The sequence below is a fragment of the Nonomuraea sp. NPDC001636 genome (assembly GCF_040298265.1).
Classification (GTDB): Bacteria; Actinomycetota; Actinomycetes; order Streptosporangiales; family Streptosporangiaceae; genus Nonomuraea.
The window spans coordinates 137,747-159,282 of record NZ_JBEOZT010000022.1 but is presented as its reverse complement, the minus strand read 5'-3'; the positions used below and the strand labels follow the sequence as shown (position 1 = coordinate 159,282).

Genomic DNA, 21,536 nt, shown 5'->3' with positions numbered 1-21,536 from the left:
CGGGTAGTGCGGGAGGAGTGTCCCCCACTATCGCGGTTGTCGCACATCAGAAGAAAATCCTCGGCGCCGGCCTGGACCGGCTGCGCGTGCTGCTCACCGAGCGGGACGTCGGCGAGCTGATCTGGCACGAGGTGCCCAAGAGCAAGAAGGCGCCCAAGAAGGTGCGCAAGGCGCTCAAGGCGGGCGCGGAGCTGGTGTTCGTCTGGGGCGGTGACGGCATGGTGCAACGCTGCGCCGACGCCATGGCCGGCTCCGGCGTGCCGATGGCGATCCTGCCCGCCGGGACGGCCAACCTGTTCGCCGGCAACCTGGGCATCCCCACCGACCTGGAGGAGTCCGTACGGATCGGCTTCGAGGGCCGCCGTGCCGAGCTGGACCTCGGGGTGCTCAACGGCGAGCACTTCGCGGTCATGGCCGGCGCCGGGTTCGAGGCCGAGATGATCGCCGAGGCCGACGGCAAGGCCAAGCGGAAGTTCGGCAAGCTGAGCTACGTCAAGGCCGCCGTCCGGCACGTCGGCGGGCCCCTGGTGCCGATGACGGTCAAGGTGGACGGGTCCACGTGGTTCGAGGGGGAGGCGAGCTGCCTGCTGCTCGGCAACGTGGGCACGATCGCCGGCGGGGTCGAGGCGTTCGACGACGCACGGCCCGACGACGGCTGGCTGGAGGTCGGGCTGTCCACGGCCAAGGGGCCGATCCAGTGGGCCCGGGTGATGGGCAAGATGGCCGCCGGACGGTCGGAGGACTCGCCGTTCGTGCGCATCACCCGGGCGCGCAAGGTGTCGGCCCGGTTCGGCTCGCCGATGACGTACGAGCTGGACGGCGGCGACCGCGAGGCCACCACCAAGATCAAGGCGAAGGTGGCCCCGGGCGCGCTGACCGTCTGCCTGCCGTCCTAGCCGGCGCGGGCGGCGTCCATGACCCGCGCGGCGTCGCGTTCGAAGGAGGCGCGGGCGCCGAGCGTCAGGAGGCCGCCCACGATCATGGGGACGACCAGCAGGTACATGCCGCCGATCAGCGAGCCGAACCGGTCGGAGGCGATGCCGACGACGAGCGAGCCGAACGCCCCGGCCGCCGTGATGAGCAGTTGCAGGACGGCGAAGCCGAGACCGCGCGCGGCGGCCGGGACGACGTCGGCCAGGCAGGCCGTCATGTTCGGGATCGCGATCGACATGAGCGAGCAGGCCAGCAGGACCAGCGCGGTCATCGGGCCGATCGAGTCCATGGCCAGCGCGCCGGCCAGGACGGCCGCGCCCGCCGTGATGCCGCCGCCGCCGGCCAGCAGCCTGCCGCCTTTGCGGGTGCCGTGCCACCTGCGGCCCAGCCAGGAGCCGACCAGGGTGCCGGCCAGCGTCCCGGCGATGGTGATCAGGCCGCTCAGCGAGCCGGCGGCGCCGACGCCGACGCCGTACTCGCGGACCATGAGCGTGGGCAGCCAGTAGAAGATCCCGGCCAGGCCGAGGGTGAGCAGGCCCAGCCCGACGCAGACGAACAGCAGCGTCGGAATGCGGATGACCTGCCCGAACTGCTGCCAGAAAGGCGCTTTGGCCGGGGTGGCCCGCTCGGCCGGCTCCGCGGCTTCGGCGGGGGCTCCGGCGACCATCCGGTCCAGGTCACCGCGGCCCGGCTCGCGCAGGAACCAGACGAGCACCGCCGTGAGCACGCCCGGCACCACCATCACCAGGAACGCGGTACGCCAGGAGAACACCTCGGCCAGCACGCCGCCCAGCAGCGTGCCGATGCCGCCGAGGTAGGTCGTGACGCGGGTCAGCCCGTACGCCTTGGCCCGGCTGACCGGGGGGTAGTAGTCGGCGAGCAGGCTGCCGGCCGCCGGGTTGTCGATGTTCTCGGCCGCCGCGAGCAGCACCCGCATCAGGTAGAACATCACGAAGCCGGTGGCCAGGCCCGAGCCGAGCGTGGCGACGGCCCACAGCAGCACGACCACCGCGATGATCCGGGTGCGGCTGAACCGGTCGGCCAGGAAGCCCGCGGGCAGGGAGACGATCGCGGCGGCCAGCGCCGCGGCGGTCGGGATCGAGCCGGCGGCGGTGTCGCTGAAGCCCCACTCCTTCTGGACGAGCGGCAGCACCCCCGACAGCAGGTTGTACTCCATGCGGTCCACGAGCCCGACGACGAAGAGCACGACCAGCGGCGCCCAGCCGAACGGCGCCCTGGTCCCCGCGTCGATGACGCCGGCACGCGGCGAACCCAACGTCCTGACCATGCCCACCCTTCCCGTAGGAAAATCTAGAATGCTGTTCTAGGCGAACGTTCTAGCCAGAGTGGCAGAAGTCACACGATTCGTAAATGGGCGGTTTCTGGGAAATTTCGCAGTTTGGGGCTCATGTACGGTGATCGCATGAATGCTGGGCAGGTCACGGGCGCGATGCTGGTCGCCGGCACCACCTCCGACGCGGGCAAGAGCGTGGTCACCGCCGGGATCTGCCGCTGGCTGGCCCGCCAGGGCGTGCGCGTGGCGCCCTTCAAGGCCCAGAACATGTCGCTCAACTCCTACGTCACCGCCGGCGGCGCCGAGATCGGCCGCGCCCAGGCCATGCAGGCCCAGGCCGCCGGGCTGGAACCGGTCGCCGACATGAACCCGGTCCTGCTCAAGCCGGGCAGCGACCGCCGCAGCCAGGTCGTGCTCCTGGGCGAGCCTGTCGCGGACGTGGACGCCATGGAGTACGGCGCGCTGAAGGACCTCCTGCGGACCACCGCCCTGGCCTCCCTGGACCGGCTGCGCGCCCAGTACGACGTGGTGATCTGCGAGGGCGCCGGCAGCCCCGCGGAGATCAACCTGCGCCGCGGCGACATCGCGAACATGGGCCTGGCCAGGGCCGCCGGGCTGCCCGTCGTCGTGGTCGGCGACATCGACAGGGGCGGCGTGTTCGCCGCCTTCCACGGCACGGTCGCGCTGCTGGACGCGGCCGACCAGGCCCTCGTCTCAGGGTTCGTGGTGAACAAGTTCCGGGGCGCCCGCGAGCTGCTCGAACCCGGCCTCGACATGATCAGGAAGCTCACCGGCCGGTCGGTGTACGGCGTGCTGCCCTGGCTCGACGGCCTCTGGCTGGACGTCGAGGACTCCCTCGCGCTGGACAACCGCCGGGTCGCGACCGGCCGGCCGCTGGGCAGGCAGACGTTGCGCGTGGCGGTCGTCCGGCTGCCCCGGATCTCCAACTTCACCGACCTGGACGCCCTGGCCGCCGAGCCCGGCGTGCTGGTGCGCTTCGTGACCGACCCGGTCGAGCTGGACGACGCCGACCTGGTGGTGCTGCCCGGCTCGCGGGCCACGGTCGAGGACCTGGCCTGGCTGCGGCGCACCGGCCTGGCCGACGCCCTGCTCGCCCGGCGCGGGCCCGTCCTCGGGATCTGCGGCGGGTTCCAGATGCTCGGCCGGGAGATCGTGGACGACGTCGAGTCGCGCGCGGGCCGGGTGGACGGGCTCGGGCTGCTGCCGGTGCGCGTCGAGTTCGCACCGGACAAGCGGCTCGCCCGGCCGGTCGGGCGAGCCTACGGACAGCCGGTCAGCGCGTACGAGATCCACCACGGGCGGGCGACGGTCGAGGGCGGCGAACCCTTCCTGGACGGCTGCCGGGCCGGCGACGTGTGGGGCACCACCTGGCACGGCGCCCTGGAGAACGACGCCTTCCGCCGGGACTTCCTGGCCGACGTGGCCGAACGGGCCGGGCGCGCCTTCGTCCCCGCCTCGGACACCGACTTCGGCCGCCTGCGCGAGGCCCGCCTCGACGCCCTGGGCGACCTCATCGAGCAGCACCTGGACACCGACGCCCTGCTCGGCCTGCTGCGCGACGGCCCCGCCCCCGTGCCCTACCTGCCGCCGGGCGCCCCTTCGGCCTGATCCCGCGGGGAACGCTCGCCCTGGGCGGTGATCCAGGCGTCGATCTCCTCCCAGTGGGAGTACAGCCAGCGGACCTGGCTCTCCCGGTCGTCCCTGGGCACCTCGGCCGCCGGCACCCGCCACCACCTGGCCGTGATCCGCGCCGCGTACGGCAGCCTGCGCCACACGTCGCCGATCGTGACCAGGTCGTCCAGGCCGGTGTGCGCGACGAAGACCACGTCGGCCTCCGGGCAGGCGGTGATCGCGGCGATGGCCCCGTTCGGCCGGGGCGGCAGCAGGTGGGTCATGCCGCGCGCCCGCTCCGCCTCCTCGGCCAGCCCCTTGTCCTCCAGCCGGCGGATCGCCAGCCGCCGCCGGCGCGGGGTGAAGTTGCCGCCCTCGGGGAAGATCACCAGCGCGTCGCGGTCGTCCATGGTCGCCGACAGCCGCCGGATCTCCTCGATCACCCGCCGGCGGCCGGACCGCCGCGGCACGAAGGCGTTCGGCAGGCGGTTGACCACGACGTCGAGCGACGGGTCGTACTGGAGGGCGGCCTTCATGACGATCCGCGGGTGCCGCTGGTACACCGCCAGCAGGTGATGGATCAGCAGGAAGGAGTCGCCGGGCCCGGCGTGCCGGGAGAGCACCACGATCGGGCGGCTCAGCCGGGCGGCGCGCTCCTGCGGGGTCGGCGCGGGCTCCTCGACGTCCACGGTCAGCCGGAAGATCCGCACCGCCGCCGCGTACACCTTGGCCAGGAACCAGCGGATCAGCGCGTAGTGCCGCTCCTGCCGCCGGGCCCGCCCGAACGCCCCCGACAGCCACAGCCCGAGGCACGCGATGAGCACCGCCGACTCCAGCGTCAGCCAGGCCGCGCCGAACCAGACGAACCGCAACCCCCTGCGCTGCGGCGGCGGCAGCCGCAAGGACGCCCCGAACGTGACCAGCAGCCACAGCGGCAACGTCACCAGCACCACCACGGTGACCACGATGACGAGCGGAGCCAGCACGATCCGGCGGACGATACGCGGTGGGATCAACGGCGCCTCCCTGAGGTCTGCCTGCCCTGAGGCCCTACCTTCATCCTCCTCTTGTCCGCAGATAGCGCGAAGAAGCCTGGTACGCCCGTTCGATGTAGGTGGAGATCTGGGACAGGTCGCGGTAGCGCAGGGTGGACAGCGGCGCGGCGACCCCGGCGGGCAGCACGTGCACCTCCACCCCCGGCGGCAACGTGGCCATCTCCTCGGCGAACCGGTAGCGGCGCGCGATCTCGAACGCCACCATCCCCACCTCCCAGAACCGCCGGGGCGCGGTCAGCGGGCGCTCGATCCGGCCGACGTGCAGCACGTAGACCCGCCTGGCCCCGAGCTGCACGGCCCGGCCGACGGGGATGCTGTGCACCAGCCCGCCGTCGAAGAAGTGCTCCCCGTCTATCTTCACGGGCGGCAGCAGCCCCGGCACCGCGCACGACGCCAGCACCGCGTCCACCAGGGGCCCGCTGGCGAACCAGTGGGCCGCGGCCCGCTCCACCGAGGCCGCCACGCACTGGAACGGCACCGCCAGGTCCTCGATCAGCTCCGTGCGCACCGTCCCGGCCAGCACCTCCCGCAGGGGACCGTTGGGATGCAGGTGGGTGCCGGTCCTGGCCAGCGTGGACAGCCGCGTCACCCACGACCCGGCGAACGCCGTGCGCACGACGTCGGACCGCCACAACGAGGTCAGCCGGTCGACCGCCCGCGCCGGGTCGGCGGCGATGAGCGCGCCGTTGAGCGCCCCCACCGACGTGCCGACGACCACGTCGGGCCGGATGCCGAAGTCGTCGAGCGCCTGGAGCATGCCCACCTCGTGAGCACCCAGCACGCCACCGCCACCGAGCACGAACGCCGTCTCCACGCTCTTCACTCTGCCCAATTCAGGCTGCCCATTCTTGTTGCCGTGTCCCGGAAGGGAACCGGCCGGGACGCTGCCGACTTCGGCCAGTGACCCCACCACCGCCCCGGCGGGACGATTCCGGCATGACAGCAGTGGTACAGGCCGAAGGGCTGACCAAGTACTACGGCGGGCGGCGCGGCCTCGAAGACCTCACGCTGGAGATCCGGCCCGGCGAGATCTTCGGCTACCTCGGGCCCAACGGCGCCGGCAAGACCACCACGATCAGGTTGCTGCTCGACGTGATCAGGCCCACCCGCGGCACGGTCCGCGTGTTCGGCCACGACCCGCGCGCCGCCGCCACCCGCGCCCGCATCGGCTACCTGCCCGGCGAGCTGGCGCTCGAAGGCCGCGACCGGGCCCGCGACTACCTGGGCTTCCTCGGCCGCGTCCGCGGCGGGGTGCCGGGCAGCCGCATCGAGGAGCTGGCCGAACGGTTCGACGCCGACCTGTCGGTGCCGATGCGCAAGCTCTCCAAGGGCAACAGGCAGAAGGTCGGGCTGATCCAGGCGTTCATGCACGAGCCGGAGTTCCTCATCCTCGACGAGCCGACCAGCGGGCTCGACCCGCTCGTCCAGCAGGAGTTCCTGGCCATGGTCCGGGAGGTGCGGGCGGCCGGCCGGACCGTGCTCATGTCCTCGCACGTGCTGGCCGAGGTGGAGAGCGTCTCCGACCGGGTCGGCATCGTCCGCGCGGGCCGCCTGGTGACCGTGGAGAACGTGGCCGCCCTGCGCGAGAAGGCCGTACGCCGGATGGAGCTGCACTTCGACGCCCCGGTGCCGGCGTCGGCGTTCGAGGGCCTGCCGGGGGTGCGCGACCTGCGCGTGGAGGGCGCCAGCGTCCGGTGCACGATCGACGGCCGCCCGGACGCCCTGGTCAAGGCCGCCGCCCGGTTCACCGTCGTCCACCTGGTCAGCGCCGAGCCCGACCTGGAAGAGATCTTCCTGACCTACTACAGCGAGGAGGACCGGCACCATGATCGCCAAGAGTCTGCGTGACCACCGCCGGGCCCTGATCTGGTGGACCGTCGGCATCAGCGCGTTCATGGCCCTCTACATCAGCATCTTCCGCAGCGTCAGCCAGGACCCCAGAACGTTCAACCAGCAGGCCCTGGCCAAGTACCCCGGCCCGCTCAGGGACCTCATGGGCGGCATGCCCGACCTGGCGCTCGGCGTCAACTTCCTGCAGACGGTCGTCTACCAGCTGTTCGTCCCGATGTTGTTCGTGGTGCTCGCCACCATGCTGGCCAACCGGGCGATCGCCCAGCCGGAGGAGGCCGGGACGCTGGAGCTCGTCGTCACCCTGCCGGTGGACCGCAAGCGGCTGGTGCTCCAGCGGTTCTGCGCGCTGGCGCTGGCGCTGCTGGCGGTGTTCGCCGCGACGCTGGCCGTGGCGTGGACGGCCGCGGACGCCGCGGAGATCGGGGTGCCGTTCGGCCGCGTCCTGGCCGCGCACGTCGGGGTGCTGCTGCTCGCGCTGTTCTTCGGGACCGTGGCCCTGACCGTGGGCGCGGTGACCGGCCGCAGGATGATCGCCTCGTCCGTCGTCGGCGTGTGGGTGGCGGCCGGGTACATCGTCGTCACGCTCGGCCGCGGCGTGGCGGCCATCGCCTGGCTGAAGTGGCTCTCGCCGTTCCACTACTACGCCGAGGGCCGGCCGCTCTATGAGGGCCTGCCGGTCGGGGACTACCTTGTGCTGGCGGGAGCGACGGCAGTGCTCGTGCTGACCGCGATCCTGTCCTTCGACAGGCGTGACGTAGGAGTGTGATGGTGCTCTCCAGGATGCCCGCCGACCTGCTCGGCGGGCATCGTCAGGTGCTGGCCGGGGCGGCCGCCGGGCGTCCGCCCTCGCGGGCGGCGCTCGACGCCTGCCGCGCCGACGGCACGCGCGCCGCCGAGCAGGGCGTCCCGCTGCGGACACTGGTCGACGGCGCGCTCGCCGCCGCCGAGGGCCTGCCGGACGTGCTGCCCGCGCTGCGCAGGGCCGTCTCGGCGCTCATGGAGGGGTACGAACTGGCCCAGCTCGCCGCCCTCAGAGGCGAGGAGACGGCCCGCAGGGAGTTCGTGGACGACCTGCTCCAGGGACGGGCCGAGCGGCTGGCCGAACGGGCCGAGCACTTCGGCCTCCGGCTGGCCGAGTCGTACGTGGTGGCCGCCGCCCGCGGGCTGCGCGACGGTGACCAGGACCGCATCGAGCGCGACCTGATCGCCCGGTTCGGCTCGCACAACGTGCTGGTGGCCGTGCGCGAAGGGCTGCTGGTGTGCGTCGTGCCCGCCACGCTGCCCGCCGCCGTGGGGGAGTTCACCCATCACGTACGCGCCCGCTTCCCGGCCGGGTGGCGGGTCGGCGTCGGACGGCCGCACCGCGGGCCGGGCGGCGTCGTCACCTCCTTCAGGGAGGCGGCCGGGGCGCTGGAGCTGGCCGATGCGCTACGGCTCACGCTCGACGTGGTCAAGGCCGCCGACCTGCTGGTCTTCCCCGTGCTGCTGCGCGACCGCGGCGCGATCGAGGACCTGGTGACCAGCGTGCTGAGCCCGCTGCTGCACGCCAGGGGCGGCCACGAGCCGCTGGTCGAGACGCTGGAGGCGGTCTTCGCCGCGCACGGCAACCAGGCGGCGGCCGCCCGCAGGCTGCGGATCAGCCCGCGGGCGGTGACGTACCGGCTGGAACGCATCCGCCGGCTGACCGGCTTCTCGCCCGACGACCCCACCCAGCGCTTCACCCTGGAGACCGCGGTCCTGGGCGCGCGGCTGCTCGACTGGCCGTGGGATCAGTCGTGAAGGGCGAGCCGGAGCCCGAACCCGACGATGACCACGCCGGTCACCCGGTCGAGGATCCGCCGTACGCGGGCCGACCGCAGGACGTCGCTCATCAGCGAGGCGAACCCGATCAGCACCGCGCTCCACGCCAGCCCCTCGGCCACGTGCACCCCGGCCAGCAGCAGCCCCATCGCCGCGTGCGGCGCGCCGGCCGGGATGAAGTGCGGCAACATCGCCACGTAGAACGCCCCGACCTTGGGGTTGAGCAGGTTCGTGAGCAGGCCGCGCCGGAACCCCTTGCCGAACCCGAACGCCCGCTGCCCGTCCTCCTCCTCGCCCGTCCGCGTCTTGGCGAGGAGCATGCGCACCCCCATCCACACCAGGTACGCCGCGCCCGCCCAGCGCAGGACGTCGTAGGCGAACCGCGAGGCCGCCAGCAGCGCCGACAGCCCCGCCGCGGTGAGCACGCCCCAGACCACCGTGCCGAGCTGGATGCCCAGCACCACTCCCCAGGCCGCCCGCCTGCCGGTGAGCAGCGACGTGCGCAGGGTGAGAGCCGTGTCGAGCCCCGGCGTGATCGTCAGGAGCGCGACGACGGCAGCGAACGACCAGACTGCCGCATTGATGTCCACAAGGGGCGAGCGTAGCGCTAGGGAATCAACAGCAACTTTCCGGTCGTACGCCGGGCGGCCAGGTCCTCGTGGGCCCGTCGCGCCTCGGCCAGCGGGTAGCGCTCGGACACGTTGATCCTGAGCTGCCCCGACGAGATCCAGCCGAACAGGTCGGCGGCCCGCCACAGCAGCTCCTCGCGCTCGGCGACGTAATGGACGAGCGTGGGCCTGGTCAGGAAGAGCGAGCCGGCGCGGTTGAGCACCTGCGGATCGAACGGCGGGACCGGGCCGCTGGCCGCGCCGTAGAGGGCCATGAGCCCGCGCGGGCGCAGCGCCTCCAGGCCGCCGTCGAACGTCGTTTTGCCGACGCCGTCGTAGACGACGTGGATCCGGCCGCGCAACGCGTCGGCGAACTCGTCGTAGCCCAGCACCTCGTCGGCCCCGGCCGCGCGGGCCAGCTTCTCCTTGTCCGGCGTGGAGACCGTGCTGTAGACCTTGGCGCCGCGCAGCTTGGCGACCTGGATCAGTAGCTGGCCCATGCCGCCGGCGCCGGCGTGCACCAGCACCTGGTCACCCTCCTTGACGTCGTACGTCGAGTGGGTGAGGTAGTGGGCCGTCATGCCCTGGAGCATCGCCGCCGCCGCCAGCTCGGCGGACACGCCGTCGGGCACCGGCACCAGCCGGTCGGCCGGCACCACCGCCTTCTCCGCGTAACTGCCCAGCACGCCGGCCCAGGCCACGGTGTCGCCGACGGCCGGCCCGTCCACCCCGGGGCCGACGGCCGAGACCACGCCGGCCCCCTCGGACCCGATCGGGGTGGGCACCGGGAGCGGGTAGACGCCGGAACGGTGGTAGATGTCGATGAAGTTGACCCCGCTGGCCGCGACGTCGACCACGACCTCCCCGTCACCCGGCACCGGATCGGGACGCTCGACGTATTCGAGAACCTCTGGACCGCCCTGGGCGGAGACGATGATGGCATGCATCCCCCCAGTCAACTCCGCCCGAGCCTCCCACCGCCACCCCACCCCACCGCGCCGCCAGGAAGATCCGGGGACCGCCAGCACCCACCACAACCGCTGCGGCCACACCGCCACCCGAATCCACCGCGACCCCGGATCCACCGCGACCCCGGCCCCCCGCGCCCCCGAGGGGATCTGGGGGCCGTCAGCACCCGCCACGGTCGCCGGGGGCCACACCACCGCCCCGGATCCACCGCGACCCTGGGATCCACCGCGCCGCCAGGGGATCCGGGGGCCGTCAGCCCCGGCCACGATCGCCGGGGCCACGCCGCCCTCGGCTCACCGGCGGGGCGCAACCGTTCCCGGCTGGGTGCAACCGTCACTGGACGGGCTCAACCGTCACCGGTCTGGTGTGGCCGTCACGGGTTGGGTGTTGGTCGTCACCGGTTGGGGGTGGTCGTCACTGGGTGGGCGAGGGGGGCAGGACGCGGGCGAGGGCGCCGGCTTCCAGGGCCACCCAGATCGCTCCGTCGGCCCCGACCGTCAGCCCGTGCGGCTCGCTGCTCCCGGCGGCGCCTGCCTCGCCCTGCCCGGCGGTCGCGGACGGCGGCACGGGCACCGAGGGCAGCGGGTGCTCCTCGATCGCGCCGTCGACCGTGATGCGGCCGAGACGCCCGGTGGCCCACTCGGTGAACCAGAGCGCACCGTCGGGACCGGCCACGATGGCGTGCGGACGGCAGGCCCGATCGGGCAGCGGGAACTCGGTGATCTTCCCGGCCGGATCGATCCGGCCGACCTGCCCCGCGCCGATCTCCACGAACCACACCGCCCCGTCGGGCCCGAGCGTGATGCCCACGGGGGCGGCGCCCTCGGTGGGCAGCGCATGCACGGTGACCTCCCCGGACAGCGAGATCCGGCCGACGGCGTGGCCCTGGTTGATCGAGAACCAGAGCGCGTCGTCGCCGCCCACCGTGATGAAGGCGGGCATGCCGCCCTCCACCGGCACGTCGAAGTCGGAGCGCTCGCCGTCGGCGCCGATGCGCCCGATGCGCCCGCTGCCCATCTGGGTGAACCACATCGCCCCGTCGGGCCCGGCGACGATCCCGTACGGCGAGTCGGCCGGGTACGCGGTGACCTGGCCGTCGCCGGTGATGCGGCAGACCCGGCCGCCCTTGCCCTCGGTGAACCACATCGTGCCGTCGTGGCCGGGCACGATCACGCCGGGCTGCCCGTCGGCCGGGTCGAGCTGGTGGATCACCGGCTCGTGCCCCGGCACCAGCCTGCCGACACAGCCCTGATGGACGAGCGTGAACCAGAGCGCGCCGTCGGCGGCGGTGGCCACGCCATAGGGCGAGCCTGCGGAAATCATGGTCAACATATGTGTCCCCCTGCCAGTCGGATCTCGGTGCCCGTGAAACGGCGCCTCAGCGCCCGGTCGTGCGTGACCATGACCACCGCTCCCTGGTAGGCGGCGAGCGCTTGGTCGAGCTCGTCGGCCAGGACGGGCGACAGATGGTTGGTCGGTTCGTCGAGCAGCAGCAGGTCGTGCTCCCTGATGAGCAGCCTGGCCAGCGACAGCCGGCGCCGCTGGCCGACCGAGAGCTCGCCCACCCGCCGGTCGAGCGCGTGCGCCGGGAAGAGGCCGGTGTCCAGCAGGGCCGCGCGCCGCTCGTCGGCGTAGCCGTCGTGCCCGAACGCGGCGAGCACGGCCAGGCCGGGGTCGAGGTCGTCGTCCTGGGGGAGGTGGCCGGCCCGGCACTCCGCGCGCTCGGCCAGGACCCGCAGCAACGTGGACTTGCCCGCCCCGTTGGGCCCGCTGACCAGCACCCGCTCGCCCGGCCGGACGGTCAGCGCCCCGACGTGGAGCCGGTCGCCGACGCGCACGTCACGCAGCTCCACCAGGGGCGCAAGCACGGCCGGACCGTCGCCCGCCGGACCGTCGCCCTGCGGACCGTTGCCCTGCGTACCGTTGCCTGACGGACCGTGGCCCGTCGGAGCGGGAGCGCGGAAGGCGGCCCGGAAGCGGAGCGGGGCCGGCGGGCGGGGGACCGGATCCTCCTCCAGACGGCGCAGCCGCTCGTGGGCGTTGCGCACGCGGGTGGCCACCGAGCTCTGGACGCGGCCCGCGTTGCGGTCGTAGGCCATCTTGTTGTTGTCCCTCATGGCCCGCCCGGCAGCCACGCGGTGGGCGGTGGTGGCGGCGTGCTCGCGCACCTGCCGGACCTCCTCGCGCCAGGCCGCGTACGCCTGCTCCCACCGGGCCCGCGCCGCCGCCTTGGCGGCCAGGTAGCCGCTGTACCCACCGCCGAACCGGGTGACGGCCCCCTCCTCGACCTCCAGGACGGCGGTGGCCACCCGGTCGAGGAAGACCCGGTCGTGGGAGACCACGACCACCGGCCCCCGGTGACCGCGCAGCCGCTCTTCGAGCCAGGTCAGCGCCGGCTCGTCGAGGTGGTTGGTCGGCTCATCGAGCAGCAGCGTGGCCGGGTCGGCGGCCAGCACGCAGGCCAGGCCCAGCCGGGCGCGCTCGCCGCCCGACAGGCTCGACAGCACCCGGTCGCGGGCGACGTGCGCGAGGCCGAGGCCGTGGAGGGCCTTGTCGATGCGCGCGTCGGCCGTGTAGCCGCCGCGGGCCTCGTAGGCGGTCAGCAGCTCGCCGTATTCGCCCATGACGTCGTCGGTGAGCGCCGACTCCAGCTCGCGCAGCCTTCGCTCCATGGCCCGCAGACCGGCGAACGCGTGGTCGATCGCCTGCTGGACGGTGTGACCGGGCGGCAGGCCGAGCGTCTGGCCGAGGTGGCCGACATCGCCGACATCGCCGGTGACGCCGGTGATGGTGATCTCGCCGTCGTCGGGTTGTTCGACGCCGGCCAGCAGCCGGAGCAGGGTGGACTTGCCGGAGCCGTTCTCGCCGACGACGGCCAAGCGCTCGCCGGGGCCCACGGACAGGGACACATCGGTGAGCACGACGCGGTCGCCGTACGACTTGCTGAGCCTTCGGACGTTGATCAGAATAGAACTCCAATCGCAACTGTTGTAGCTTTAGTTTGGCACAGGCGAAGCCGCAAACGCAACTGGAGTAGATTTTGGAGCCGAGCAGACGTCCTGGAGGGCGCAGCGCGCGAGTTCGCGACGCCGTGCGCCAGGCGACCCTGGCCGAGCTGGCCGCCCATGGCTTCCGCGGCCTGACGGTCGAGAACGTGGCCGAGCGGTCGGGCGTGCACAAGACCACCGTCTACCGGCGGTGGGGCAACGTGGAGGGCCTGATCTCCGACGCCCTGGAGCTGGCCAAGGACGAGCCGTGGCCGATCCCCGACACCGGCAGCGTCGAGGGCGACCTCCGGGCGGTCGTCCAGCTCGTCCGCGGCGGGTTCGCCGACCCGGAGCTGGGGCCGGTGTCGTCGGCGTTCGTGGCGGCGGCCGTCCAGAGCCCGGAGGCGGCGCGGGCCCTGCACAAGTTCTTCGCCGCCCGGCACGACCAGTCGGCCGAGGTGGTGCGGCGCGCGATCGCCCGTGGCGAGCTGCCCGACGTCATCGACGTCCGGGAGGTGATCAGGGTGGCCGTCGCCCCGGTCTACTACCGGCTGTTCGTCGCGCACGAGCCGGTGAGCGAGCGGGACGCCGACCGCGCCGCCGACGCCGCCCTGGCCGCCGCCCGCGCCGGGATCCTCTGAGCACCCCGATCACAGCGGCGACCACGAGAAGCGACCGACGGAAGCGGCACCGCGAAGAGACAGCCCGTGCAGGCGGCCACGAAGAGACAGCCCGTGCAGGCGGCCACGAAGAGACAGCCCGTGCAGGCGGCCACGAAGAGACAGCCCGTGCAGAGGGCAACGGAGAGGCGGCCCGTGCAGGCGGCCCCGCGGGAGGCAGCCGATGGGAGCGGCCGCCCGGGTGAGGCGGCCGCGGGGCTGGTCAGTGGCGTCGGGTGCGGAACCGGTCGAGGAAACGCCGGGCCTTCTCCTGGTTCTGCGGGTCTCGGGCCATGCGCTTGGCCTTCTCGACGGTCTGCCTGCCTTCAGGGCTGCGCAGGTACGCGCGCACCCGGTCCATGAGCTTCGCCATCCCCACCCCCTACCCCGATGGCCGCCCGGAACGCGGACCCGCCGGTCTAGGGCTCCTTCTGCCCCCGCAGCTCGAAGTCGTCGAACGTCATCTTCAGCAGCGACTGGGTGTCCTTGGGCGTACGCGCGAACACCCCGACGTACCCGTTGCCGAGCCCGTTGGGGTCGTCGGCCTGCTGCACCCGCTTGTCGTTCACCCACATCGTCAGCCGCACCGCCGTGCCGCGCTGCTCGCACGAGGCCACGATGCGCATCCGGCCCTCCGGCTTGGCCACCTTGGCGGGCTGGGTCAGCGTGCCGCCCGCGCCGTCGTACACGCGGCGGATCCGGGCGTTCCCCTCGGTGTCGAGGCCGAACTCGTAGTAGGTGTCGTCGTCGTCGGAGTTGTGGCAGTACAGGCCGTACTCGCCATTGCCCGCGTACTCCCCGACCTCGGCGGTGACGCCGACGACCACCGACGACGGCAACATCGGCGTGGGCGTGGCCGAGGGGTCGGGGGTGCCGGTGGGCGTGGCGACGAGGAAGGGGATGGGGGCCTTGGCCCGCTGCTCCTCGCGGCCGTCCTCCACGTCGAGCCCGTACGTGCCGTCCGTGCGGTAGCCCTTGCTGCCCGTGGCGTCGGGGTCGTACGTGCCGAGCCAGCCGCCGGAGGTCTGCGTGAAGTCCTCCCGGTACAGGACGGCCAGGTCGTCGGGCGGCCCGCTCGGTGTGAGCACCGCCCAGGCCGTCGCCGCGGCGGCCACCAGCACCGCCGCGGCGGCCGCGCCGATCCCGAGCAGCCTGCCGCGCCGCTTCGCCGCCGTGGCCGCCGCTGTGTCGGCCGCTGTGCCGGCCGCAGCGCTGGCCGCAGTGGGCGCGACCTCGGTGAACGGCGTGGTGGCGTGCTGCCAGGCCACCTGCACGGTGTGCGCCGCCTGCTCGGGCGCCGCCGAGCGGCCCACGAGGTGGTCGAGGAGCTGCTGCGCGGTGGGCCGCGCGGCCGGGTCCTTGCGCAGCGCGGCCCCGACTAGCTCGCGCAGGCCGGGATCGACCTCGTCGAGGCGGGGCTCGGCGTTGAGCACCTGGTAGACGATGGAGGGCAGCGTGTCGCCGCCGAACGGCGCCCGCCCGCTCGCCGCGAACGCGATCAGGCAGCCCCACGAGAACACGTCGCAGGCGGGCGAGACCGGCTCGCCGCGCAGCACCTCGGGGGCCATGTACCGGGGCGTGCCGACCAGCTCGCCGGTGCCGGTGACGCCGCCCAGCGTGTCGAGCGCCCGCGCGATGCCGAAGTCGATCACGCGCGGCCCGACGGGGGACAGCAGCACGTTCGACGGCTTGAGGTCGCGGTGGACCACCCCGGCGCCGTGGATGGCGGTCAGCGCGGTGGCCACGCTGACCGCGAGCGCGTCGAGGCTGGAGCCGCGCAGCGGCCCCGACTGGCGTACGGCCTCCTCCAGATTGGGGCCCGGCACGTACTCGGTGACCACGTAGAGCAGGTCGCCGTCGAGCGCGGCCTCGATCACCGCGGCGGTGCAGAACCTGCGGACGCGGCGAGCGGCGTCGGCCTCCCGGCGGAAGCGCATCCGGAACTGCTCGTGCTGACTGAGCTCCGGATTGATCACCTTGATGGCGACCCGCTGCCCGGTGGGATCCTCCGCGAGGTGGACCGTGCCCATGCCCCCCCGCCCGAGCACGCTCAGCAGCCGGTAGTGCCCGATCTGGGATATATCACCGCTCACGGCGGCCCAGCTTACCGATTGGGGCTATCCGCCGCAGGACGCGCACGCGACGCGCGTACGCCGCGCGTACGACCAGGCCGCCACGGCCATCCCGGCGCCCCACACCACGTACCCGGGCACGGCCACCCAGAAGAACGCCTCGGGCAGATCGCCCCCGGAGAACGGCACGCCCCCGCTGAGCCGTTCGGCGGCCATCTGCCCCAGCGCCACCCCGAAGTAGGCCAGCAGCCCGCCGGACACCCCCGCCCCCGGCCACAACACCAGCCGGCGCGGCACCGGACGCCCGGCCAGCCACGGCACCCATCCCGGCCACACCCGCCCGAACCGGTGGACGAGCGCCAGCGGCAGCAGCGTCCCGGCGAGCAGGAACTCGATCTCGAACGCCACCGCCCCGGCACGGTACGGCACGGCGTCGAACCCGACGGCCGCCTGCGCCGCGATCCGCGCCAGGCAGCCGGCCACGGAGACGTAGGCCGCGGCGAAGGCCCACCCCGGCGTACGCGCGAGCACCCGGGACGCCCGCCGCCCGCACGCCGCGCAGGCCCCCGCGGCCCGCCGCCGGTAGGCCGCGGCGGACCGCCAGAGCAGCACCCCCGAGCCCACGCAGGCCGCCTTGCTGAGCGCCCCCGCCCACGAGAACGGCATGCCGAGCCCCGGGACGACCGCCGACACCACGTCGAGCAGCACCAGCGCCCCCGACACGATGAGCGCGCCGCCCACCGCCCACGCCAGCGCCGGCGGCGCCCAGCCCAGCGGGCCGTCCGGGCGCGCGGCCATCAGGACGACCAGCGCCGCCGCGGCCGCCGCGCACAGGCCCACCGCGGCCCAGCCGGTGAACACGATCAGGTCGGACCCGATCGGTGACATCCGCTCCGGCATGTGGCCGAGCTCCCAGTAGACGCGCAGGCCGCCGTAGAGGACGACCAGCGCGAGCGCGACGGCGGGCGTCCTGACAGATCTCACGTCGGGGCTCATGTGCGGGCTCATGCACGAGATCCTTCCGATGCCCGCGGGCCCGTCCCTCCCCTGCGGGAGGCGGGCTCATCCCCCGTGCGGGGGAGCGCCGCGCAGCCCGGCCCGCACCTGGGCCAGCCCGCGTGCGGGGTCCACCACCAGCACGCGGCAGCCCGCGGCGGTGGCCGCGGCCACGCCCGCCGGGCTGTCCTCGACGGCCACGCACCGCGCCGGGGCCACCCGCAGCCTGCGGGCCGCCTCCAGGTACGGGTCCGGGTGCGGTTTGCCCCGGGCGGTGTCCTCGTCGGCGATCACCAGGTCGAACGCGTGCCCGAGCCGGGGCAGCACCAGCTCCACGATGCTGCGGGGGGAGGCGGACACCAGTGCGGTCGGGACGTCCGCCGCGGCCAGCTCGGCCAGCAGCTCCGGCGCCCCCGGCGCGACCGTCAGCCCGGTCCTGACGCGCTCGGCGAACGCCTCGGTGAGCGCGCCCGCCACCCCCTCCACGCTCATCCCGCCGCCCAGCCCGCCGGTCCCGGCCACCAGGTGCGCGGCCGTGTCGCCCACCGTGCGGCCCGTCACGTGCGGCGCGTCGGCGGCCGTCAGCGCGCGGCCCAGCGACCGGGCCACCGACGCCGCGGCCTGCCACCAGAGCCCTTCGGTGTCCACCAGCGTGCCGTCCATGTCGAACAGGACCGCGTCCGGCATGCCGCCCACAAAGGACAGGGCCGGGTCGGCCGGTCTGTCAGGCATCGGCCGACAACACCGGCGCGGGCGCCGTCACCGTACGGGCGGCCACCAGCACCGGGCGCTCCACCAGCCGGACCGTGACGCGCGCCCCCGCCCCCAGCCGGGCCGCCTCGTGCCCCGGCACGTCGGCCAGCACCTCGCCGCCCGCCAGCGACAGCCGCAGCCGCACCGAGGCCCCCCGGAAGGACGCGGCCAGCACCTCGGCGGCGCCGTCCGGGTCGGGCGTGACCCGGACGGCCTCGGGCCGGATCAGCACGTCCACGTCGGGCTCGGCGGGCGCCGGGCCGTCCACGGGAAGGAGCTGGCCGAGCACGGTGACGCCGTCCCCGGACAGCCGCCCGGCCAGGTGGTTCATGGCCCCGACGAACTCGGCGACGAACGGCGTGGCCGGCCGGTCGTAGACCTCGGCGGGCGGCCCGCACTGCTCCAGCCGTCCCTCGCGCAGCACCGCGACCCGGTCGGCGATCGACAGGGCCTCCTCCTGGTCGTGGGTGACGAAGACGGTGGTGATGCCGAGGTCGAGCTGCAACCGGCGGATCTCCTCGCGCAACGTCACCCGCACCTTGGCGTCCAGCGCCGACAGCGGCTCGTCGAGCAGCAGCACGCGCGGTTCGAGCGCGAGCGCGCGGGCCAGGGCGACGCGCTGCTGCTGGCCGCCGGAGAGCTGGTGCGGGAAACGGTCGGCGTGCGCCGGGAGGCCGACGAGTTCGAGCAGCTCGGCGGCCCTGGCGTGCCGGACGGCCGCGGGCGCCTTGCGGACGCGCAGGCCGAAGGCCACGTTGTCGCGGGCGTTGAGGTTGGGGAAGAGCGAGTAGGACTGGAAGACCATCCCGGCGTCGCGCTTGTTGGCGGGCACGTTCGTGATGTCCTTGCCGTCCAGCAGCACCGCGCCGGAGTCGGGCCGCTCGAACCCGGCCACGCAGCGCAGCGCCGTCGTCTTGCCGCAGCCCGACGGCCCCAGCAGGGCGACGAACTCGCCGGGGGCGATGGTCAGGTCGAACCCGTCGAGCGCGACCGTCCTGCCGAACACCCGGCGCAGCCCGCGGAACTCCACCGCAGCGGTCATGATTTCTTCCTTCCACTGAAGACGGTGGAGACGGCGAGCAGCAACGCCCAGATGAGCAGCAGGCTGAGGATGGAGACCGCGACGGACAGCTGACCCTTGGAGCCGGAGATGGTCACGATCCAGACCGCGAACGGCTCGTAGCCGAGCAGGCTGGCCACCGTGTACTCGCCCAGCACCAGCGCGAGCGTCAGGAACGACGCGCTGGCCAGGGCCGAGCGCAGGTTCGGCACCACGACCCGCAGCAGCACGTGCGGCCAGGACGCGCCCAGGTTCCGGGCCGCCTCGACCAGCGTGCGCACGTCCATGGTGCGCAGCCCGGCGTCCAGCGAGCGGTAGACGAACGGCAGCACCAGCACGACGTACGCGAGCACGAGCACGACGGGGAACCCCGGGTCCTGGATCGCGATCAGCGTGCCCCAGAACGGCGTCGGCGCCAGGATGTCGGCCCCGTCCCGCAACGACGTCGTCAGCCCGGCCACGAACGTGATGGGCGGCACCACCAGCGGCAGCGTGCACAGCACCTCCATCACCGGCCGCAGTCGCGGCGCGAACAGCCGTACGGCCAGCATCGCCGGCAGCGCCAGCAGCAGGACCAGCACGATCGTCGCGGCGGCCAGCGACAGCGACAGCAGCAGCGAGCGCGCGAAGCCCTCGGCCGTCAGCAGCTCGCCGTAGGCGGAGAACGACACCCCGGTGGCCGGGTTGTGCACCGTGTACCAGAGCGAGGCGCCGAGCGGGATCAGGAAGTAGGCCGCGGCCAGCGCGAACACCAGGCCGCGCCACCAGCGGGGCCGGGCGGGCGGTTTGGCCGCCGCGGCGGCGACGGGCTCCAGCCCGGTCAGCGCAGCCATCGGGAGCTCCTCCTCTGCAGCGGCAGGTAGATCGCCATCACCAGCCCGGCCACCACGATCATGTCCAGGCTGAGGGCCAGCGCGATGTTCTCGTAGCCGACCAGCACGTCACCGGTCAGCGCGCTGGCGATCTTCAGGGTGACCAGCGGCACGACGGTGCCCACCATGGCGTTGGCGGTCGCGTACGCCGAGAACGCCGACCCGAACAGCAGCACCACCCCGCCCAGCATCGCGGGCGCGAGCACCGGCAGCGCGACGAAGCGCCAGTAGTGCCAGGCGGTCGCGCCGCTGTTGGCGGCGGCCTCGCGCCACTGGGGCTTCAGCCCGTCCAGCGCGGGCGCCATGACCAGCACCATCAGCGGGATCGCGAAGTACAGGTAGACGATCGCCAGCCCCCAGAACGTGTACAACGACCCCGAGGGCAGCCCCACCAGGCCGCTGATCACGCCCGAGTTGCCCAGCGTGGCGATCCAGAAGAACGCCAGCGGCACCCCGCCGAAGTTGGCCAGCACGCCGGAGGCGGTCAGCACGGCCTCGCGCAGCAGCGTGAAGCGCGAGGTCACCACTGCGTAGGCGAGGAACGTGCCGAGGACGGCCCCGGCCAGCGCCACCACGGCCGACAGCTTGACGCTCCCGGCCATGGCGACGAGGTAGCCGCCCTGGAGGCTCTGCGCGAGGTTGGCCAGGCTCGGCCGTCCCTGGACGGTGAAGGCCCCCGCGACCAGCGCGACCGCCGGGACCCCGAAGACGAGGGCGAAGAAGGCCAGCAGGGGCAGGGCGCCGGCCCAGCCCCTGGAACGCGGGCGGGTCATCCCGAGATCGCGGCGTCCCAGCCGCTGGCCAGCTTGGCCTTGGCCGCGTCGACCTGCTCGGGCGTGGGGAACTCGGGCGTGCCCTCGACCTGGGGCAGCTTCGCGGCCAGCGCCTTGTCCACCGTGCCGTCGGAGGTCATGGACGGCAGCAGCACCGGACGGGCGAAGCCCTTGAGGTAGAGGTTCTGGCCCTCGGCGCTGTAGAGGTACTCCTGCCACAGCCTGGCCGCCGCCGGGTGCGGGGCGTCCTTGTTGACGGCCTGGGCGTACATCTGGAAGTACTTGCCGTCGGCCGGCACGTTCACCTTCCAGTCCAGGCCCTTGGCGGCCATCTGGGGGGCGTAGGCGGCGTTGTTGTAGTCCCAGTCGATGCTGATCTGGGTCTCGCCCTTCTCGATGGTCGCCGGGGTCGTCTCGACCGGGTTGTAGTTGCCGGCGTCCTTGAGCTTCTTGAAGAAGTCGATGCCGGGCTGGATGTCGTCGAAGGACCCGCCGTTCGCGATCGCGGCGGCGTACACGCCGGCGAAGGCCGAGCCGGACTTGGTCGGGTTGCCGTTCATCGCGACCTTGCCCTTGTACTCGGGCTTGAGCAGGTCGGCGTAGCTGGTCGGGCAGTTGGCGATCTTCTTGGCGTCGCAGCCGATCGAGACGTAGCCGCCGTAGTCGTTGGTCCAGAGCCCGGTCGGCTCCTTCTGCCCCTCGGGGATCTTGTCGAACGACTGCACCTTGTACGGCGCGAACAGCCCTTCCTTAGCGCCGCTGATCGCGAACGACTGGCCGAGGTCGAGCACGTCGGGGGCGCGGTCCTGGCCCTTGCGGGTCTTGACGGCGTTGATCTCGTCCGCGCTGGCCGCGTCGGGCGTCTCGCTCTCGATCTTGATGCCGTACTTGGCCTCGAACGACTTGATGATCTCGCCGTAGTTGGCCCAGTCGGGCGGGAGCGCGATGACGTGGAGGTTGCCCTCCTTCTTGGCGGCCTCGACGAGCTTGTCGAAGCCGCCGAAGTCGGCGGCGGAGGCGGCGGTCGCCGCGTTCGCCCCGCCTTCGGCCGTCTTGGTGGTCTGCTGGCTGCTCGGGGCGGCGCCACACGCCGCGGTGACAACGGTAAGGGCCGCGATGACGCCGGCCGTACGGGCGCGAGGTGTGAACACGTCGCCTCCACTCTCCGGGGGGTGTGGAAAGAACCTAAGGGAACTTGTACAAACAAGCGAGCACCAGTAAG

General features: G+C 73.3%; 21 protein-coding genes. 6 read left to right on the top strand and 15 right to left on the bottom strand.

Features of this window, described 5'->3' with window-relative positions; translation table 11 throughout:
* Positions 1 to 17 precede the first annotated feature (17 nt).
* The gene (locus ABT158_RS34345) at positions 18 to 896 is read left to right on the top strand and encodes a diacylglycerol/lipid kinase family protein (protein ID WP_352323514.1); all 879 of its coding nucleotides are present in this window, start codon (positions 18 to 20) and stop codon (positions 894 to 896) included.
* On the opposite strand, the gene ABT158_RS34340 is transcribed toward ABT158_RS34345, so the two are convergent.
* Entirely contained in the window at positions 893 to 2,221 is a 1,329-nt protein-coding gene (locus tag ABT158_RS34340) for an MFS transporter (protein ID WP_352360669.1), read from the bottom strand. The genes ABT158_RS34345 and ABT158_RS34340 overlap by 4 nt on opposite strands.
* Before the next feature lie 135 nt (positions 2,222 to 2,356).
* On the opposite strand from ABT158_RS34340, the gene ABT158_RS34335 reads away from it, so the two are divergent.
* A complete protein-coding gene (locus tag ABT158_RS34335; protein WP_352360667.1) occupies positions 2,357 to 3,856 on the top strand; it encodes a cobyric acid synthase in 1,500 nt (499 codons plus the stop codon).
* Here the strand turns inward: ABT158_RS34335 and ABT158_RS34330 are convergent.
* Positions 3,826 to 4,875, bottom strand: coding sequence for a 1-acyl-sn-glycerol-3-phosphate acyltransferase (locus tag ABT158_RS34330; RefSeq protein ID WP_352360665.1), 1,050 nt, complete (start codon positions 4,873 to 4,875; stop codon positions 3,826 to 3,828). The genes ABT158_RS34335 and ABT158_RS34330 overlap by 31 nt on opposite strands.
* A gap of 40 nt (positions 4,876 to 4,915) precedes the next feature.
* Entirely contained in the window at positions 4,916 to 5,728 is an 813-nt protein-coding gene (locus ABT158_RS34325; protein ID WP_352360663.1) for a patatin-like phospholipase family protein, read from the bottom strand.
* Between the two features lie 122 nt (positions 5,729 to 5,850).
* On the opposite strand from ABT158_RS34325, the gene ABT158_RS34320 reads away from it, so the two are divergent.
* The 3 genes from ABT158_RS34320 to ABT158_RS34310 are packed head-to-tail and all read left to right on the top strand — an operon-like array spanning position 5,851 to position 8,544.
* Positions 5,851 to 6,762, top strand: coding sequence for an ABC transporter ATP-binding protein (locus ABT158_RS34320; RefSeq protein WP_352360661.1), 912 nt, complete (start codon positions 5,851 to 5,853; stop codon positions 6,760 to 6,762).
* Positions 6,740 to 7,531, top strand: coding sequence for a DUF2705 family protein (locus ABT158_RS34315; RefSeq protein ID WP_352360659.1), 792 nt, complete (start codon positions 6,740 to 6,742; stop codon positions 7,529 to 7,531). Before ABT158_RS34320 ends, ABT158_RS34315 begins: the two co-directional genes overlap by 23 nt.
* Positions 7,531 to 8,544 (top strand): PucR family transcriptional regulator, encoded by a 1,014-nt coding sequence (locus ABT158_RS34310; protein WP_352323507.1) that lies wholly within the window; start codon positions 7,531 to 7,533, stop codon positions 8,542 to 8,544. The genes ABT158_RS34315 and ABT158_RS34310 overlap by 1 nt, the downstream gene beginning before the upstream one ends.
* On the opposite strand, the gene ABT158_RS34305 is transcribed toward ABT158_RS34310, so the two are convergent.
* The 4 genes from ABT158_RS34305 to ABT158_RS34290 form a co-directional block, all read right to left on the bottom strand.
* On the bottom strand, positions 8,535 to 9,155 hold the full coding sequence (locus ABT158_RS34305) for a LysE family translocator (RefSeq protein ID WP_352360657.1): 621 nt from the start codon (positions 9,153 to 9,155) through the stop codon (positions 8,535 to 8,537). The two genes, ABT158_RS34310 and ABT158_RS34305, sit on opposite strands and share 10 nt — an antisense overlap.
* Positions 9,156 to 9,172: 17 nt before the next feature.
* Entirely contained in the window at positions 9,173 to 10,120 is a 948-nt protein-coding gene (locus ABT158_RS34300) for a quinone oxidoreductase family protein (protein ID WP_352360655.1), read from the bottom strand.
* 436 nt (positions 10,121 to 10,556) lie between these two features.
* A complete protein-coding gene (locus ABT158_RS34295; RefSeq protein ID WP_352360653.1) occupies positions 10,557 to 11,474 on the bottom strand; it encodes a virginiamycin B lyase family protein in 918 nt (305 codons plus the stop codon).
* The gene (locus ABT158_RS34290) at positions 11,468 to 13,111 is read right to left on the bottom strand and encodes an ABC-F family ATP-binding cassette domain-containing protein (protein ID WP_502911590.1); all 1,644 of its coding nucleotides are present in this window, start codon (positions 13,109 to 13,111) and stop codon (positions 11,468 to 11,470) included. The genes ABT158_RS34295 and ABT158_RS34290 overlap by 7 nt, the downstream gene beginning before the upstream one ends.
* 122 nt (positions 13,112 to 13,233) lie before the next feature.
* Between ABT158_RS34290 and ABT158_RS34285 the strand changes: the two genes are divergently transcribed.
* Positions 13,234 to 13,770 carry a TetR/AcrR family transcriptional regulator gene (locus tag ABT158_RS34285; RefSeq protein WP_352360649.1) on the top strand — a complete coding sequence of 179 codons (537 nt, stop codon included), beginning with the start codon at positions 13,234 to 13,236 and terminating at the stop codon, positions 13,768 to 13,770.
* Positions 13,771 to 14,011: 241 nt separating this feature from the next.
* On the opposite strand, the gene ABT158_RS34280 is transcribed toward ABT158_RS34285, so the two are convergent.
* From ABT158_RS34280 to ABT158_RS34245, 8 genes are read right to left on the bottom strand one after another with little or no spacing between them, the layout of a single operon-like run.
* Positions 14,012 to 14,161, bottom strand: a complete 150-nt coding sequence (locus ABT158_RS34280) for a hypothetical protein (protein ID WP_352360647.1) — start codon at positions 14,159 to 14,161, stop codon at positions 14,012 to 14,014.
* 46 nt (positions 14,162 to 14,207) lie between these two features.
* On the bottom strand, positions 14,208 to 15,881 hold the full coding sequence (locus tag ABT158_RS34275; protein ID WP_352360645.1) for a serine/threonine-protein kinase: 1,674 nt from the start codon (positions 15,879 to 15,881) through the stop codon (positions 14,208 to 14,210).
* A 24-nt stretch (positions 15,882 to 15,905) separates the two neighbouring features.
* Positions 15,906 to 16,868 (bottom strand): hypothetical protein, encoded by a 963-nt coding sequence (locus ABT158_RS34270; protein ID WP_352360643.1) that lies wholly within the window; start codon positions 16,866 to 16,868, stop codon positions 15,906 to 15,908.
* Between the two features lie 54 nt (positions 16,869 to 16,922).
* Positions 16,923 to 17,588, bottom strand: coding sequence for an HAD family hydrolase (locus tag ABT158_RS34265; protein WP_352360641.1), 666 nt, complete (start codon positions 17,586 to 17,588; stop codon positions 16,923 to 16,925).
* Positions 17,581 to 18,651, bottom strand: coding sequence for an ABC transporter ATP-binding protein (locus ABT158_RS34260; protein WP_352360639.1), 1,071 nt, complete (start codon positions 18,649 to 18,651; stop codon positions 17,581 to 17,583). The genes ABT158_RS34265 and ABT158_RS34260 overlap by 8 nt, the downstream gene beginning before the upstream one ends.
* On the bottom strand, positions 18,648 to 19,502 hold the full coding sequence (locus ABT158_RS34255) for an ABC transporter permease (RefSeq protein WP_352360637.1): 855 nt from the start codon (positions 19,500 to 19,502) through the stop codon (positions 18,648 to 18,650). Before ABT158_RS34255 ends, ABT158_RS34260 begins: the two co-directional genes overlap by 4 nt.
* On the bottom strand, positions 19,490 to 20,314 hold the full coding sequence (locus ABT158_RS34250; protein WP_352360635.1) for an ABC transporter permease: 825 nt from the start codon (positions 20,312 to 20,314) through the stop codon (positions 19,490 to 19,492). Before ABT158_RS34250 ends, ABT158_RS34255 begins: the two co-directional genes overlap by 13 nt.
* Positions 20,311 to 21,465 carry an ABC transporter substrate-binding protein gene (locus ABT158_RS34245; protein WP_352360633.1) on the bottom strand — a complete coding sequence of 385 codons (1,155 nt, stop codon included), beginning with the start codon at positions 21,463 to 21,465 and terminating at the stop codon, positions 20,311 to 20,313. The genes ABT158_RS34250 and ABT158_RS34245 overlap by 4 nt, the downstream gene beginning before the upstream one ends.
* Positions 21,466 to 21,536 lie beyond the last annotated feature (71 nt).